Origin of the sequence: Allokutzneria sp. NRRL B-24872 (assembly GCF_002155965.1) — a bacterium.
GTDB lineage: Bacteria > Actinomycetota > Actinomycetes > Mycobacteriales > Pseudonocardiaceae > Allokutzneria.
In genome coordinates this window covers 1-14,659 of sequence record NZ_MUMH01000235.1, presented here as the reverse complement: position 1 = coordinate 14,659, position 14,659 = coordinate 1, and the positions used below count along the sequence as shown (strand labels likewise).

The window sequence follows — 14,659 nt, the reverse complement described above, 5'->3', positions numbered from 1 at the left end:
GCAGCTCGTGCAGCTGCTCGCGAGGCACGACGGCACCGAGACCCCGGTGATCGTCCAGGTTTCCTTGCAGGACAACGTCATCCGCTGGACCGTGGACCGGGTCTCGTCGCCAGAACAGGCATGAGAGGCTTTCGGGGTGTCGACGCGCCGCAGTGAACGGGACGAGAACCGCAGGGTCTACGGGCAGAACTTCCTCCGTGACCCCAAGTCGCTGCGGCGCATGGTCGAGGTCGCTCGCGTCGGCCGGGAGGACCTCGTATTCGAGGTCGGCGCGGGCGAGGGCGTGCTGACCGAGGTCCTCGCCGAGCGCGCGCGCTACGTCGTCACCCACGAGGTGGACCCGCACCTCGCGCGGGACCTGGAGCCGAAGCTGCGCCGGTGGGACAACGTCGAGCTGGACTTCGGCGACTTCCTGCGCGTGCTGCCCGCCGCCGAGCCGTTCAAGGTGGTCGCCAACATCCCGTACGCGATCACCTCCGCGATCGTCGACTGGTGCCTGGACGCGCGGTACCTGACCTCGGCGACGCTGATGACGCAGCTGGAGTACGCGCGCAAGCGCAGCGGCTGGTACGGCAGGTGGAGCCAGCGGACCGTGGAGACGTGGCCGCTGTTCTCGTGGGAGCTGTGCGGCAAGATCCCGCGCGAGCACTTCCGCCCGATCCCCAAGGTCGACTCCGGCATCCTGCACATCGCCCGCAGGGAGAAGCCGCTGCTGCACCCGAAGGAGCTGCGCGACTACGAGAAGCTGGTCGCGCTCGGCTTCACCGGCATCGGCGGCAACCTGCGCGCGTCGCTGTCCAAGATGTACACGCCGAAGCGGGTCTCGAAGGCGTTCGAGGACGTTGGCCTGCGCCAGGACACCGTCGTCGCCTTCGCCCACCCGGACGTGTGGGTCGACCTCTACCGCGCGCTCAACCCCAGCCGCCGCTAGAGCACGCGCACCTGGATCTCCAGAACCACCAACCTGTTCCCCTCGTGGCGGATCACGTAGGTGGCGACGACTCCTGAGCCCGCGGCCTCGAAGCGGCGGTGGCTGCCGCAGGAGATGTTGGACGCGAAGGCGGCCCGTCGTCGGAGGGTCTCCTGGATCTCCGCCCGCACCGCTGAGCTGACGGAGCTGAGCACCTTCCGCGCGGCGGGCAGGTACTCCACGCTGCAACTACTCATCGACCCACACCGCCTCTCGACCGCCGAAGAAGACGCGTTGCCCAGCGGGTGGCGGGCACGGCGCGGTATCGGCGACCGGCGGCTCCTGCACGACCTCCTCGCCGATCAGCTCGTCGAGGCGATCCTCTTCGAGGAGGTCGACGGTCGCCTGGTACTCGGGGTCGTGCAACCGCCCGGCGAACGCCGCCCAGCCCGAGACGACACAGGGCAGGTCATCCGCGTCGGAGGTGTCGATCGCCGCGGAGAGCAACTCGACGAGTTGGCGCGGCACCAGCTCGCGAACCTGCCGAACCGTTCTCACCAAGGAATGCTCAGGAAGTCCCGGTGGGGTCGGCGGCAGGTCGTCGTAGTCCTTCGTGCGATCGCTCAAGCCCAACGCGGAGGGCACCTGCAACGGAGGCTTGTCGAGGAACACCGATGGCATGGCCGAATGCTCGCGCATCTTCCGTTGGCGCTCCACCACATCCACCCGCACGAGACCGCTTTGCGGACCCCGCAACAGGATCACCGCGAACGGCTCGTTTGACGCGTTGAGCGCATTGAAAGGGTCGTTCGGTGCGCACTGCGGCGTGCGCGAACCTCTTGCGGGACAAGCACTAGAGCAGGTGCACCTTGATCTGCATGACGGTGAGCCGCTGCACCTCGTGCCGAATCGTGCACCGGGCAACGAATTCGCTGCAACGGACTTCGTGATCGCGGTAGCGCCCGTCCGTCAGGTTGTGCGGGACGCTGGCGTATCGGTCGATCTTCGCCTCGATCGCTTCCCTGATCGAAGTGGGGACGGCGACGAGTGCTCGCTGCGCCTGAGGCGAATAGGCGACGTGGTAGCTCACGGACCCGTACCGCTTCCCGGTAGGCGCACGGGCAGCGACGGCTTGAAGAAGAACACGTGTGGCATGGCCGAATGCTCGCGCACTCCCCCGCTGGAGATCCACCAGATCCACCCGCAAGAGACCACTTTGCGGACCCCGCAACAGGTTTCGGGCCCATCTAGAGCAGTCGAACGTTGATCTGCAAGACAGTGAGGCTGCGCACGTCGTGCCAGATCACGCACTCAGCGGTGAAGCGAGCCCACGAACCTCGTGTTTGCGATGGTGTCCGCCGGTGAGGTTGGAGGCGAAACTCGTGTACCGCTCAACCTTCGCCTCGATCTCCTCTCTCACAGAAGAAGGGAGGGCACGGAGCGTCTTCTGCGACTGGGCCGAGTAAGCCACGGTGTAGCTGCTCATCGACCCACACGACTTCCCGACCGTCCACGAACATCCGGTCCCCGGGCGCCAGCGGCCCGAGCTCAGCGCCGCCCCTGGGGGTGACCGTGAGCGGGCTGTCGCCGACGACCTCGTCCATCCGCCCTTCGTCGAGGAGAGCCTGATCGGCTTGGTGCTCCGCGCTGTGCAGCCGTCCAGCGAAGATCGCCCAATCGGAGACGACGTACGGCAGGTCGTCGGCCTGAGCTGAGTCGACCGACTGAGCGAACAGCTCCAGGAGTTGGCGTGGCAACAGCGCACGCGCCTCCAGGATGGTGTTGACCCAGGAGTCGGCTGGCAGACCTGGCGGGGTGGGCGGGAGGTCCAGCGCGTCCACCCGCAAGAGACCGCTTTGCGGACCCCGCAACGAGCCCGCACAGCGAGCCGCGAACGTCCCGTTTGGTGCGGTGAGCTCCCTGAATGACTCATTCAGGGAGCTGAGGTACACCAATGAGTCATTCAGGGCGTACGGCCGAGGCGGAGTACGGGTCAGGGCTTGTCGAGGGTTTTGGGGATGGCGGGCCAGCTGATGGTCTTGTCCTGGCCGAGTTCCTTGGCGATCTGGCTCCACTGCTGGATGGTGACCACCTCGGCGGGGGCTCCGCCGGGGACGCCGACGTCGTTCATCATGCGCTTGGCGCGGTTGCCGGGGACGGAGTTGGCCAGCACGGTGCGCGCGCCGCGCTCGGGGGCGCCGTAGGCGGCGTGCAGCAGGGTCCACAGGACGCGGTCGGTCTGCCGGGTGAAGCCCTCGCGGCGGCGGATGGAGACGTGGGCGGCGTCACCGCGCAGGTTGGGCTGGAAGTTCGTGGCGGCGAGGCGGCTGCGCACGCGGATGTCGAAGCGGGAGGACCACCAGGCGACCTCGAGGGCCGCGGGGTGGGCCGCGACGAGCTTCTTGGCGACGCCGAACTCCAGCGCGAGGTCGGCCCCGGCGAAGGGGCTGCTCGGCGGGTTGAGCAGGCGGCGCAGCACGTCGTTGGCGGTGAGCTTGGGCAGGCTGGAGACCACCCAGAACTTCCTGCGCGGCAACGGGATCGAGCGCGGGTCGCCGTCGACGACGCGGACCTTGTCGGAGTCGGCGAACTTCTTGGTCAGCCGCTCGGCGAAGCCGGGGTCGCGCTCGACGGCGAGCACCCTGGCGCCGGTCTCGGCGAGCGGGGTGGTGATCGAGCCGACGGCGGCGCCGAAGTCGATCACGAGGTGGTCAGGGCCGACCCCGGAGGCGGCGACGAGTTCGGCACCGACCTGCTTCGAGCGGAGGAAGTGGAGGCCGGATGCGGTGGAACGGGGCCCACGGGACAAGCGGCACCACCATCAACGAAGGGATATGAGCAGCGGTGATGTTACCGGTACTCAGGCGGGCACCTTGGACACGGCCTCCTCGGCGGCCAGGGACAGGGCGCGGCGGTCGGCGGGCTCGCCGGGGACGGCGGGCATCAGGCGCAGGTGCACGACGAGGCCGCGCGCGTTCAGGGTGCGGCCCATCGCGGTGCCCATGCTCTCGTCGCCGAGGAAGGACGCGGCGGCGGTGGGCCTGCCGTCGCGGAGCCGGTAGTCCAGCAGCACGGGGCGGACCGGGACCCCGGCGTCGACGGCGGCCTGGAAGAGCGCGGGGCGGAAGCGACCCTTGGCGGGCTCGCAGTAGGTCGTCCCCTGGGGGAAGGCCGCGACGTTGGTGCCCTCGCGCAGCGCGGCGGTGATCTGGCCGACGACGCTGGGCAGCTGGGAGAGCCGGGGGCGGTCGATGAAGATCGTGCCAGCTCCCCTGGCCAGGCCGCCGATGATCGGGATCTCGCCGATGCCGGTCTTGGAGACCACGCGCATCGGCAGGGCCGCCATCAGCACCACCGGGTCCAGCCAGGACACGTGGTTGGCCATCAGCAGCGCGGTGCCGCTGCCCTCGGCGAGGTCGTGCACCTGGACGCGGACGCCGAGCGCGCTCAGCAGCATGCGGCACCACGAGGACATCAGGCGGCGGCCCCGCTCGGCGCTGACCAGCCGCTGGACCGACAGCACGGGGATCGCGAAGAGCAGCACGAACAGCGCCACCAGCACGCGCCACGCCTTGGTCGTCGGCCACACCTTCGGCGGCGTCGCCTGTGCGTCGATGCAGTCCTGGCCGCAGTGCGACACGGGCATCCAGCCGGAGTTCGTCATGGTGGCGGTCCCCCAGTTGCTATGTGTCCAGTTGCTTGTGGTGCAGTCCTCCGGGGGCGGAATGGTAGGGGGCCGGGACTGAGAGCGTTCAGGCAGGTGACCCCCTGTGCGTGGTGGCACCGCTCTCAGCCGCGCGGCCGTACCATCGCGGCGTGTCGACAACGGGAACTCCGGTCACCACCGACGAGGTCGATCCGCTGCGCGGGCTCACCGACGAGCAGGTGCGCAGGCGGGTCGCGGCGGGCCAGACCAACGACGTGCCAGCTCGGGCCAGCCGCACCGTCGGCGAGATCGTCAGGGCGAACGTCTTCACCAGGATCAACGCCATCTTCGCGGTGCTCTTCGGGATCATCGTGGCGATCGGGCGGGTGGTCCCGGACGGGCTGTTCGGGCTGCTGATCATCGCCAACAGCGCGATCGGCATGATCCAGGAGCTGCGCGCCAAGAAGACGCTGGACCAGCTCGCCATCGTCGGCCAGGCCAAGCCGGTGGTGCGCCGCGACGGCGTCTCCGTCGAGGTCGCGCCGCACGAGGTGGTGCTCGACGACGTGATCGAGCTCGGCCCCGGTGACAAGATCGTCGTGGACGGCGTCGCGCTCGCGGTCGAGGGCATGGAGGTCGACGAGTCGCTGCTGACCGGGGAGTCGGACCCGGTGGTGAAGCAGCCGGGCGACCAGGTGCTCTCCGGCAGCTTCGTCTGCGCGGGCACGGGCTCCTACCGGGCGACCAAGGTCGGGCGCGAGGCGTACGCGGCGAAGCTGGCCGAGGAGGCCAGCAAGTTCACGCTGGTGTCCTCCGAGCTGCGCTCCGGCATCGACAAGATCCTGCGGTTCATCACCTTCCTGCTGATCCCGGCGGGCGCGCTGAGCATCTACAACCAGCTGTTCAACAACTCGCAGGCGCTCCCGGACGCGCTCAGCGGCATGGTGGCCGCGCTGGTGCCGATGGTGCCGGAGGGCCTGATCCTGTTGACCAGCATGGCTTTCGCGGTCGGGGTGATCCGGCTGGGCAAGCGGCAGTGCCTGGTGCAGGAGCTGCCAGCGATCGAGGGCCTCGCGCGCGTGGACACGGTGTGCGCGGACAAGACCGGCACGCTGACCGAGAACGGGATGCGGCTGTCGGAGGTGCGGGTGCTCGACCCGCAGGCCCGCGTGCACGAGGCGCTGGCCGCGCTCGCCGTCGCCGACCCGCGCCCGAACGCGAGTCTGGAAGCGATCGCGGAGGCGCATCCGGACGCGCCGGGCTGGCAGCTGAGCGCCGCGGCTCCGTTCTCCTCAGCGCGCAAGTGGAGCGGAGCGAGCTTCGCAGGCGAGGGCGACTGGGTGCTGGGCGCGCCGGACGTGCTGCTCGCCGAGGACGACCCGGTGCGCGCCGAGGCGGAGAGCACGGGCGCTCAGGGCCTGCGCGTGCTGCTGCTGGGCCGCGGCTCGCTCGCGGTGGACGACGCGCAGGCGCCGGGCGTGGTGCGGCCGGTGGCGCTGGTCGTGCTGGAGCAGCGGATCAGGCCGGACGCCAAGGAGACGCTGGACTTCTTCGCGGAGCAGAACGTCGACGTCAAGGTCATCTCCGGCGACAACGCGCTGTCGGTCGGCGCGGTGGCGGGCTCGCTCGGCCTGCCCGGCGCCGAGCGGCCGGTGGACGCGCGGACGTTGCCGGACAAGCAGAACCAGCTGGCCGACACGGTGGAGGGCGCGGCGGTCTTCGGCCGGGTCACCCCGGGTCAGAAGCGCGCGATGGTCGGGGCGCTGCAGTCCAAGGGGCACACCGTCGCGATGACCGGCGACGGCGTGAACGACGTGCTGGCGCTCAAGGACGCCGACATCGGCGTCGCCATGGGCGCGGGCAGCCCGGCCACCCGCGCGGTCGCGCAGATCGTGCTGCTGGACAACAAGTTCGCCACGTTGCCGCACGTGGTGGCCGAGGGCCGCCGGGTGATCGGCAACATCGAGCGGGTCTCGAACCTGTTCCTCACCAAGACCGTGTACTCGGTGCTGCTGGCCTTCATGGTCGGCATCGCGCAGCTGCCCTACCCGTTCCTGCCGAGGCACGTGACGATCCTCGGCTGGTTCACCATCGGCCTTCCCGCGTTCTTCCTGGCGCTCGCGCCGAACTACGAGCGGGCGCGCAGCGGCTTCGTCTCGCGGGTGATGCGGATGGCGATCCCGGCGGGCGCGGTGATCTCTGTCGCGGCATTTGTGACCTATCTCAACGCGCACGGAACTGCGGGCGTCACGGTGGTCCAGGCGAGCACCGGAACGTTCATCGCGTTGGGCGGGATCGCGCTCTGGGTGCTGGTGATCGTGGCCCGGCCCTACGTCTGGTGGAAGGTCGCGCTGCTGGCCGCGATGGCCGCCATGTACCTCGGCCTGCTGCTGATCCCGGTCAGCCAGACGTTCTTCCAGCTCGACCCGTCCAATCCCGCCGTGATCACTCCCGCGCTGGTCAGTGTGGCGATCGGGGTGGTGCTGATCGAGGCGTTCTGGTGGATCGACGGCCGGATCAGGGGTGAGCGGCGACAGCTGTTCGGCGCCCCGCAACTGGACTGAGACTCCGCTGTGAACGGCGGGCCGGATTCTTCCGGCCCGCCGTTCTTTTTGCACCGGATAGATCGGATATCGGTAAAGAACACACATTTCTTTCCTGCCCGAAATTCACGATCCTGTTTCGTTAGGGCGACGGCTCATGATCATCGCTTGACCGCTCGACTGACGCGGAATAGTTTCGGATAACGACATGGTCCTCGTTTTCCGCGTGCGCGGGGCGGGGGCAGGCGTTTTCGTCAAGGAGCGCGGTGTGAGATTCCGGTTCGGTGCTGCCCTGCTCGCGATCGCCCTGCTCGGCACGAGCTGCGCGGCGAAGGGGGACGGCAACTCGGTGGCCTCGCGGGCCGCCGCGACGGACAAGCTCACCATCGGCGTCGGCTTCGACCAGCCGGGGCTCGGGCGCAAGATCACCGACACCTGGTTCGAGGGCTTCGACGTCGACGTGGCCACCTACGTGGCGAACGAGCTGGGCGTGGCCGCCGAGGACATCGTGTGGAAGGAGGCCAAGGCCCCCGACCGCGAGGCGATGATCCAGGACGGCCGGGTGGACCTGGTGGTGGCCACCTACTCGATCACCGAGGCGCGCAAGCAGCGCGTGGGCTTCGCCGGGCCGTACTTCCTCGCCGGGCAGGGGCTGCTGGTCAGCCAGGGCACCACCACCATCACCGGGCCGGAGTCGCTGGACGGCAAGAAGCTGTGCTCGGTCAAGGACTCCACCTCCGCGCAGAAGGTGAAGGAGCGCTACGCCAAGGGCGCCCAGCTGGTCGAGTACTTCCGCTACAGCGAGTGCGTGAACGCGCTGCTGGTGCGCAACGTGGACGCGGTCACCACCGATGACGTGATCCTGGCCGGCTTCGCCACCCAGCACCCGGAGCTGCTGAAGCTGGTGGGCAAGCCCTTCAGCGAGGAGCGCTACGGCGTCGGGCTGCGCCGCGAGGACGTCGACGGCAAGGCCAGGATCAACGCCGCGATCGAGAAGATGATCTCCAGCGGCGCGTGGCGCCGGTCCTTCGAGAAGCACCTCGGCCCCTCCGGCTACCCCCTGCCGAACCCGCCCGCCATCACCGAGCGCTGAACCGCGCTAGGAGACGCGGATCAGCAGCACGGCGGTGACCTCGGTGCCGAGGGAGTGGGTGCGCTCGCCCACCCGGACCACCAGCGGGCCGCCGAAGGGCTGGCGCTCCAGCACCTCGATCCGCGCGCCGAGGGTGATCCCGTTGTGCGCCAGGTAGCGCAGGATCTCCGGGTTGGTGTCCCAGACGCGCGCGATCTCGCCGCCGGCCCCGGGTTCGAGCTCGCGCAGCAGCTGCGTCGGCGGCTGCTCCACCGAGCCGTCCGCGGCCGGGATCGGGTCGCCGTGCGGGTCCCGGGTGGGGTGGCCGAGCTTGGCGGAGATCCGCTCGACGAGCGCGTCGGAGACCGCGTGCTCCAGCACGTCGGCCTCCACGTGCACCTCGTCCCAGGTGTAGCCCAGCTCCTCGACCAGGTACAGCTCGATCAGCCGGTGCCTGCGCAGCACGTCGCACGCGGCGCGCCTGCCGGGCTCGGTCAGCTCGACGCCGTGGTAGGGCACGTGGGTGACCAGGCCGAGGTCGGCGAGCTTGGCGACCATGCCGGAGACCGAGGACGGGCTGACCTTGAGCCGTTTGGCGAGGGTGGCGTTGCTGACCTCGACCCCGCGTTCGACGAGCCCGTAGATCGCGCGCAGGTAGTCCTCGATCGAAGACGAGGGCCGCTTGGTCGCCATGCCCCTACCTTACGGAGGCCCTCCCGGAGGTGGCGCTCCGCCGCTTCCGCCAACTCGCCAGCACTCCCCTGCGCGGCGCGAACAGGTACACCACCGCGAACACCACCGCCTGGCAGAGCACGATCGTGCCACCGGTGGAGCTGTCGGCGTGGAAGCTCAGGTAGGTGCCGAGCACGCAGCTGCTCACCGAGACGGCCACCGCGATCGCGATCATGCGCTCGAAGCGGTCGGTCAGCAGGTACGCGGTCACACCCGGCGTGATCAGCATGGCGGAGACCAGGATGATGCCCACCGCCTGCAACGCCACCACGACGGTCAGCGCGAGCAGCATCAGCAGCAGCGCGCCGAGTCGCTTGGGGCGCAGGCCGATCGCGTGCGCGTGCACCGGGTCGAAGGCGTAGAGCGTGAGGTCGCGGCGCTTGTGGAAGACCACCGCCAGGGTCAGCGCGCCGATGCCGAGCACCTGCGCGATGTCGCTGTCGGAGACGCCGAGGACGTTGCCGAACAGGATGTGGTTGAGGTCGATCTGGCTCGGCGTCTTGGACACCAGCACGAGCCCGAGCGCGAACAGGCCGGTGAAGACGACTCCGATCGCCGCATCGCCCTTGATCCGCGTGGTGTCCCTGACCACGCCGATCAACGTCACCGCGATGCCGCCGAAGACGAACGCGCCCACGGCGAAGGGCAGCCCGAAGATGTAGGAGAGCACCACGCCGGGCAGCACCGCGTGCGCGATGGCGTCGCCCAGCAGCGACCAGCCGATGAGCGTGACCCAGCACGAGAGCACGGCGCACACGAGCCCGGCGACCGCGCTGACGAGCAGGGCGCGGCGCATGAAGTCGAACTGCAACGGCTCGGTGAGCCAGTCGATGACGTTCACGACGTGACCACCCCGTCCAGTCCGAACGCCCGGCCCAGGTGCTCCGGGGAGAGCGCGGTGTCGATGTCTCCGTGCAGGACCACCTTGCGCCGCAACAGGATCGCCTCGTCGCACAGCGCGGGCACCGCCGCGAGGTCGTGGGTGGAGACGATGATCGTGCGGCCCTCCTCGCGCAGGGAGCGCAGCAGCTCGACGATCGTGGCCTCGGAGCGCTTGTCCACCCCGGCGAAGGGCTCGTCGAGGAACAGCAGCTTCGCGTCCTGGGCGATTCCCCTTGCCACGAAAGCACGTTTGCGCTGCCCGCCGGAAAGTTCACCGATCTGGTTGCCCGCCAGTTCGGTCAGTCCGACCCGCTCAAGGGCCGCGTCCACCGCGGCTCGATCGGCCGCCTTGAGCCGCCTGGCACCACCGAGCGCGCCGTAGCGGCCCATCGCGACGACGTCCACCACGCGGACCGGGAACGCCCAGTCCACGGCCTCGGACTGCGGCACGTAGGCGATCAGACCTTCGCGGCGCGCGGCGGCGGGGTCCTTGTCGTGCAGGGTGATCGTGCCGCGATCGGGCTTGACAAGGCCGATCAGCGACTTGAACAGCGTCGATTTCCCGGAGCCGTTCATGCCGAGCAGTCCGCAGATTCGCCCGCGCTCCACAGTGATGTCGACATCATCGAGCGCGAGCACGTCGCCGTAGTGAACGGTGACGCCGCGCGCGGTGACAGCGGTGCTCATCTGCGGCCTCCGGTCAGCCCGGACACGACGGTCTCGGCGTCGTAGCGCAGCAGGCGGAGGTAGGTCGGCACGGGGCCGCCCTCCTCGGAGAGCGAGTCGACGTAGAGCGTGCCGCCCATCCGAGCGCCGGTTTCGCGCGCGACCTGCTGCTGGGCCTTGTCGTTGACCGTGGACTCGCAGAACACGGCGGGCACGGCGTTCTGCCGGACGAAGGTCACCGTCGCCGCGATCTGTTGCGGAGTGCCCTCTTCGTCGCTGTTCACCGGCCACAGGTACGCCTCGCGCAGACCGGCGTCGCGGGCCAGGTAGGAGAAGGCGCCCTCGCAGGTGACGAGCGCGCGCTGGTTGGGCGGGAGCTTGCCCAGCTCCGAGCGCAGGAAGGTGTCGATCTCGGTCAGCTGCGCCTCGTAGCGCTCCGCGTTGGCCTTGAACACCTGCGCGTTGGCCGGGTCCAGCTCGGAGAGCGCGGTGACGATGTTGCGCACGTAGATCCGCGCGTTGGCCGGGGACATCCACGCGTGCGGGTTGGCCTTGCCCTCGTACTGCCCGCTGCGGATCGGGATCGGCTCGACCCCGGCGCTCAGCGTGGCGCGCTTGGCCTTGCCGTCGCGCACGAAGCGGTCGAACCAGCGCTCCAGGCCGAGTCCGTTCTCCAGCACCAGGTCCACGCCCGCGCCCTTCTTGAGGTCGCTCGGCGTCGGCTCGTACTCGTGGATCTCCGCGCCCGGCTTGGTGATCGACTCGACCTCGACGGCGTCCCCGGCGACCGCCCTCGTCATGTCCGCGAGCACCGTGAAGGTGGTCAGCACGCGCTTGCGCCCGCTCGCGCTGCCCGTGTCCGAGCATCCCGCGACCAGCAGTGCAACGGCCACCACCCCCGCGACACCCTTTCGGCGAGACATGACTCGAAGTTTCGGCATGCCGAAAACCCTAGCGAAGGACCCTGCCCGGCGACGAGGCGTCGTACGTCACGATTCAGAAGGCGACCTGCCTTGCTCAGTGCTCGGGAAGCCACCGCAACGAGCGCTCGCCGACCAGGGCGATCGGCTGGTGCCTGCGCCTGGCGATGCGCATCGGGTTCCGTGGCGCGAGCTGGCAGCGGATGCGCCCCCTGCTCGCCGAGCGCGAAGGTGCTGGCGTTCCTCTCGTGATCGGCATCCATTGTGGACAAGGCTGGCCGCCGCAGTGCTCAGTCGAGCTCCGTCGGCGCCGGGACGACGATCGCCCGCCGGATCTCCAGCGATGGGACGTGTGCGGGCTCCACCAGTTCGCTCAGCGGCAGGTTCTGCTGAGCGAGGAACTCGGTGACGCAGCCCCAGATCTCGTCGTGCGGCGCACCGTGCTCCGTGAGGTCTCCCAGGCGGTGCACCGCTCTGACGACGGACTCCATCCCGGCGAGGGCTTCGGGATCGTCCCCCCAGTGCGCGGGATCGACCTTCAGCGCCGCGACGAGCACGTCCCCCGGAAAGCTCTCCCCTCGCAGCAGGGGCTCCCACGTCAGCCGGACCAGCACGCGAGGCAGCAGAACGTGGAGTCCTTCGTGCCGTTCCAGCAGGATGCGGTGCTCTTCGGCGCTCAAGGTCCCGATCGGCCTGCGGTGCAGCGCATGCCTCACGGTCGAGGCGTTGTCCTCCAACTGCTCCAACGACATGTCGTCCTCGGCGTCCGCGCACACGGCCCAGCGGCCGTTCTCGCGCCGGAAGTACAGGGTGCAGACGTCATCGTCCTCGCGGGCGAAGCGCGCCAGAGCGACATCTCCGAAGACCTGGACGGCCACGACCTCGACGATCGGCTCCTCGGCCAGTTCAACCGGGTCATCGCGGTCGGGGTCGAGGACGCCGTCCAGGAACGAAGCGGCCTCGTCGGCGCACATCAAGGCGGCCATCTCGCGAGGGACCTCTCGCTGCGCGGCAACCACGAAAGCCTTGAGCAGGTCGCGAATCAGCGATTCGTCGTTCTTCGCAGCGGGCACGACCGATTTTATCCGCCCCGGCCGCGCTGATCAGCACCTCCCGCGACGTCCACTGTGGATGCGGCCGGTTCCGGGGGCCGTGTCCGCACCGAAGATCTGGAACGAGCCTTCGGGTTTTCGCCGGTTTTTCCGCCGAACCCTGGGCAACGCGGTGGGCCTGCCGATACGGTCGGCGCTTCCCCGAGCAGCCTCGGAGCGGCCACATGCTGGACCACCTGGTCTACGCGGTACCCGATCTCGACGACGGTGTCGCCGAACTGACGCGACTGACCGGCCTGCGCGCGACACCCGGCGGACGGCACCGGGGGATGGGCACGCACAACGCCTTGATCGCCCTGGACAACCGCGCGTTCCTGGAGATCATCGCGCCGGACCCCGGCCAGCCGGCCCCACGCGGGCGACGGCTGTTCGGCGTCGACGGGATCGAGCAGCCGAGGCTGGTGGGCTGGGTGTTCCGGACCACCGACCTGCCCGGGATGATCACGCGCACCCGCGGGGTCGGGCTGGAGCCGGGTGACGCCGTGGAGATGGGCCGCGAGCGCCCGGACGGGACGAAGCTGTCCTGGCGGCTGACCAACTCCGGCTCCGACGAGCTGAACCCGGCCTTCATCGACTGGGGCAGCACCGTGCACCCGAGCGCGAGCCTGCCGAGCGGGCTGCGGTTGCTGTCCCTGACGGTCCGGCACCCGCAGCCCGTTCGCTTCGGCGCGGCGCTGCGCTCGCTCGGCATCGCCTACACCGTGGAGCAGGGCCGCAAACCCCAGCTCATCGCGCAGTTCGCCGGGCCGGGCGGCGGGCTCATCCTCGACTGACGTCGTCGCTGACCCGCAGAACCAGCTTGCCGCGCAGACCCCCGGCGGCGGCCCTGGTGTGCGCCTCGGCCGCGTCGGCGAGCGGGATCACGTCCGCGATCCGCGTGGTCAACCCCGCGGTGACCAGCTCGCGCAGCTTCGCCGCGTCCGGCACGACGTTGACGCGCTCCACGCGGATGCCGCGCTCCGGCTCGGGCAGACCGGGCGGGATCACCGCGACGAAGGTGCCGCCGTCGCGGACCGCGCCGATCAGCGACGGCCCGGCGGTTCCCGCGTCGAACACCGCGTCCACCCGCTGGCCGCCCAGGTCCTCGCGGCCGATCACCTCCTTCGCGCCGAGCCCTGCCACGTGGTCCTCGTCCCCCGCCGAGGCCACCGCGATCACGTGCGCCCCGGCCCGCGCGGCGAGCTGCACCGCGTAGCCGCCGACCGCTCCGCTCGCCCCGGTCACCAGCAAGCTCTGTCCACTGTGGACCTTGAGCAGGCCGAGCGCCTGGCTCGCGGTGAGCGCGTTGAGCGGGATCGTGGCCGCCTCGTCCAGGGAGATGCCGTCCGGCAGCGGCGCCAGCCACTCCGGCTCGACGCTGACGACCTCGGCGTAGGTGCCCTCGTGGGCCGAGGCGAACCACGGCACCATGCCCGCGACGCGCTGGCCCGCCCGGAAGCCCTCCGCGTCCTCCACGACGGTGCCCGCCAGGTCCCACCCCAGCACCACGGGCTTGGGGAAGTCCCCCATGAAACCGGCGCGGACCGCCTGGTCCACCGGGTTGACGGTGCTCGCGGCGACCCTGACCAGGACGCGCCCGGGCGCTGCCCCCGGTTCCGGTCGCTCGGCAAGTCGCAGCACTTCAGGGCCGCCGTACTCGGACAGTTCGATGACTCGCAAGGTGTTCCTCCTTCGTGTGGGAACAGCCTGCGACGGATGGTTGTTGCGCGGAAGGAGGCACTTCGAGGTGCCTTGGGGAGGAGCGAGTGACGTGACGACGATGACCGCGCAGCAGCGCCGCGAGGTGCACAAGGCCGACCACGAGCTGTTCCTCGCGGAATGCCCCACGCACCACGTGCTGGCGATGATCGGCGACAAGTGGACCGCCCTGGTGGTCAGCCAGCTCGCGTCGGGCCCGCGCAGGCACAGCGAACTCCGGTCCGCACTGCCCAGCGCCAGCCAGAAGATGCTCACGCACACGCTGCGCTCCGCCGAGCAGGACGGCCTGCTCACGCGCACCGTCACCGCCAGCGTGCCCGCGCGCGTCGACTACGAGCTGACGCCGCTCGGCGTGTCACTGCTGCCCGTGCTCGCCACCATCAAGGCCTGGGCCGAGACCCACATCGCCGACGTCCTCGCCGCGCGCGCCACCCACTCCTGACCTCCCTGAACGACCCGTTTGGTGCGTTGAACGCAC

General features: G+C 69.8%; 18 protein-coding genes. 5 read left to right on the top strand and 13 right to left on the bottom strand.

All coding sequences use genetic code 11. The features are described from left to right. Window positions 1-136: 136 nt before the first annotated feature. On the top strand, window positions 137-931 hold the full coding sequence (gene erm / locus CCN37_RS36780; RefSeq protein ID WP_086829975.1) for a 23S ribosomal RNA methyltransferase Erm: 795 nt from the start codon (window positions 137-139) through the stop codon (window positions 929-931). On the opposite strand, the gene CCN37_RS36775 is transcribed toward erm, so the two are convergent. From CCN37_RS36775 to CCN37_RS36750, 6 genes are all read right to left on the bottom strand, one after another. Then, window positions 928-1,167 (bottom strand): hypothetical protein, encoded by a 240-nt coding sequence (locus CCN37_RS36775; RefSeq protein WP_143261999.1) that lies wholly within the window; start codon window positions 1,165-1,167, stop codon window positions 928-930. The two genes, erm and CCN37_RS36775, sit on opposite strands and share 4 nt — an antisense overlap. Beyond that, window positions 1,160-1,591 carry a hypothetical protein gene (locus CCN37_RS36770; RefSeq protein ID WP_143261998.1) on the bottom strand — a complete coding sequence of 144 codons (432 nt, stop codon included), beginning with the start codon at window positions 1,589-1,591 and terminating at the stop codon, window positions 1,160-1,162. Before CCN37_RS36770 ends, CCN37_RS36775 begins: the two co-directional genes overlap by 8 nt. 172 nt (window positions 1,592-1,763) lie before the next feature. Beyond that, the gene (locus CCN37_RS36765) at window positions 1,764-2,000 is read right to left on the bottom strand and encodes a type II toxin-antitoxin system RelE/ParE family toxin (protein WP_086829968.1); all 237 of its coding nucleotides are present in this window, start codon (window positions 1,998-2,000) and stop codon (window positions 1,764-1,766) included. A gap of 301 nt (window positions 2,001-2,301) precedes the next feature. After that, the gene (locus tag CCN37_RS36760; RefSeq protein WP_143261997.1) at window positions 2,302-2,751 is read right to left on the bottom strand and encodes a hypothetical protein; all 450 of its coding nucleotides are present in this window, start codon (window positions 2,749-2,751) and stop codon (window positions 2,302-2,304) included. Window positions 2,752-2,903: 152 nt separating this feature from the next. Further along, a complete protein-coding gene (locus tag CCN37_RS36755) occupies window positions 2,904-3,719 on the bottom strand; it encodes an rRNA adenine N-6-methyltransferase family protein (RefSeq protein ID WP_086829964.1) in 816 nt (271 codons plus the stop codon). Between the two features lie 51 nt (window positions 3,720-3,770). Next, window positions 3,771-4,574, bottom strand: coding sequence for a 1-acyl-sn-glycerol-3-phosphate acyltransferase (locus CCN37_RS36750; protein WP_086829962.1), 804 nt, complete (start codon window positions 4,572-4,574; stop codon window positions 3,771-3,773). A gap of 152 nt (window positions 4,575-4,726) precedes the next feature. On the opposite strand from CCN37_RS36750, the gene CCN37_RS36745 reads away from it, so the two are divergent. Both CCN37_RS36745 and CCN37_RS36740 read left to right on the top strand, forming a co-directional pair. Beyond that, window positions 4,727-7,120, top strand: coding sequence for a cation-translocating P-type ATPase (locus CCN37_RS36745; RefSeq protein ID WP_086829979.1), 2,394 nt, complete (start codon window positions 4,727-4,729; stop codon window positions 7,118-7,120). A gap of 247 nt (window positions 7,121-7,367) precedes the next feature. Next, window positions 7,368-8,192, top strand: a complete 825-nt coding sequence (locus CCN37_RS36740) for a glutamate ABC transporter substrate-binding protein (RefSeq protein ID WP_210408379.1) — start codon at window positions 7,368-7,370, stop codon at window positions 8,190-8,192. A 6-nt stretch (window positions 8,193-8,198) separates the two neighbouring features. Here CCN37_RS36740 and CCN37_RS36735 read toward each other — a convergent pair whose 3' ends face one another. From CCN37_RS36735 to CCN37_RS36715, 6 genes are all read right to left on the bottom strand, one after another. Next, complete coding sequence (locus CCN37_RS36735; RefSeq protein ID WP_086829958.1) at window positions 8,199-8,864, bottom strand: metal-dependent transcriptional regulator; 666 nt, start codon at window positions 8,862-8,864, stop codon at window positions 8,199-8,201. 4 nt (window positions 8,865-8,868) lie between these two features. Then, the gene (locus CCN37_RS36730; protein WP_210408378.1) at window positions 8,869-9,744 is read right to left on the bottom strand and encodes a metal ABC transporter permease; all 876 of its coding nucleotides are present in this window, start codon (window positions 9,742-9,744) and stop codon (window positions 8,869-8,871) included. Continuing rightward, window positions 9,741-10,472 (bottom strand): metal ABC transporter ATP-binding protein, encoded by a 732-nt coding sequence (locus CCN37_RS36725; RefSeq protein ID WP_086829956.1) that lies wholly within the window; start codon window positions 10,470-10,472, stop codon window positions 9,741-9,743. Before CCN37_RS36725 ends, CCN37_RS36730 begins: the two co-directional genes overlap by 4 nt. After that, entirely contained in the window at window positions 10,469-11,374 is a 906-nt protein-coding gene (locus tag CCN37_RS36720) for a metal ABC transporter substrate-binding protein (protein ID WP_246843529.1), read from the bottom strand. Before CCN37_RS36720 ends, CCN37_RS36725 begins: the two co-directional genes overlap by 4 nt. 94 nt (window positions 11,375-11,468) lie before the next feature. Further along, a complete protein-coding gene (locus CCN37_RS40390) occupies window positions 11,469-11,630 on the bottom strand; it encodes a hypothetical protein (RefSeq protein WP_168201033.1) in 162 nt (53 codons plus the stop codon). 31 nt (window positions 11,631-11,661) lie between these two features. After that, window positions 11,662-12,444 (bottom strand): contact-dependent growth inhibition system immunity protein, encoded by a 783-nt coding sequence (locus CCN37_RS36715; RefSeq protein ID WP_086829952.1) that lies wholly within the window; start codon window positions 12,442-12,444, stop codon window positions 11,662-11,664. Between the two features lie 203 nt (window positions 12,445-12,647). Between CCN37_RS36715 and CCN37_RS36710 the strand changes: the two genes are divergently transcribed. Further along, on the top strand, window positions 12,648-13,256 hold the full coding sequence (locus tag CCN37_RS36710) for a VOC family protein (protein ID WP_086829950.1): 609 nt from the start codon (window positions 12,648-12,650) through the stop codon (window positions 13,254-13,256). On the opposite strand, the gene CCN37_RS36705 is transcribed toward CCN37_RS36710, so the two are convergent. Continuing rightward, window positions 13,243-14,142 (bottom strand): NADP-dependent oxidoreductase, encoded by a 900-nt coding sequence (locus CCN37_RS36705; protein WP_086829948.1) that lies wholly within the window; start codon window positions 14,140-14,142, stop codon window positions 13,243-13,245. The genes CCN37_RS36710 and CCN37_RS36705 overlap by 14 nt on opposite strands. Window positions 14,143-14,242: 100 nt before the next feature. Between CCN37_RS36705 and CCN37_RS36700 the strand changes: the two genes are divergently transcribed. Then, window positions 14,243-14,623, top strand: a complete 381-nt coding sequence (locus CCN37_RS36700; protein WP_371505645.1) for a winged helix-turn-helix transcriptional regulator — start codon at window positions 14,243-14,245, stop codon at window positions 14,621-14,623. Window positions 14,624-14,659 lie beyond the last annotated feature (36 nt).

Coding starts and splice junctions, on each gene's coding strand:
- CCN37_RS36700 (WP_371505645.1), top strand. CDS start 14,243: ATGACCGCGCAGCAGCGCCGCGAGGTGCACAAGGCCGACCACGAGCTG.
- CCN37_RS36750 (WP_086829962.1), bottom strand. CDS start 4,574: ATGACGAACTCCGGCTGGATGCCCGTGTCGCACTGCGGCCAGGACTGC.
- CCN37_RS36735 (WP_086829958.1), bottom strand. CDS start 8,864: ATGGCGACCAAGCGGCCCTCGTCTTCGATCGAGGACTACCTGCGCGCG.
- CCN37_RS36775 (WP_143261999.1), bottom strand. CDS start 1,167: ATGAGTAGTTGCAGCGTGGAGTACCTGCCCGCCGCGCGGAAGGTGCTC.
- CCN37_RS40390 (WP_168201033.1), bottom strand. CDS start 11,630: ATGCCGATCACGAGAGGAACGCCAGCACCTTCGCGCTCGGCGAGCAGG.
- CCN37_RS36725 (WP_086829956.1), bottom strand. CDS start 10,472: ATGAGCACCGCTGTCACCGCGCGCGGCGTCACCGTTCACTACGGCGAC.
- CCN37_RS36710 (WP_086829950.1), top strand. CDS start 12,648: ATGCTGGACCACCTGGTCTACGCGGTACCCGATCTCGACGACGGTGTC.
- CCN37_RS36720 (WP_246843529.1), bottom strand. CDS start 11,374: ATGTCTCGCCGAAAGGGTGTCGCGGGGGTGGTGGCCGTTGCACTGCTG.
- CCN37_RS36770 (WP_143261998.1), bottom strand. CDS start 1,591: ATGCCATCGGTGTTCCTCGACAAGCCTCCGTTGCAGGTGCCCTCCGCG.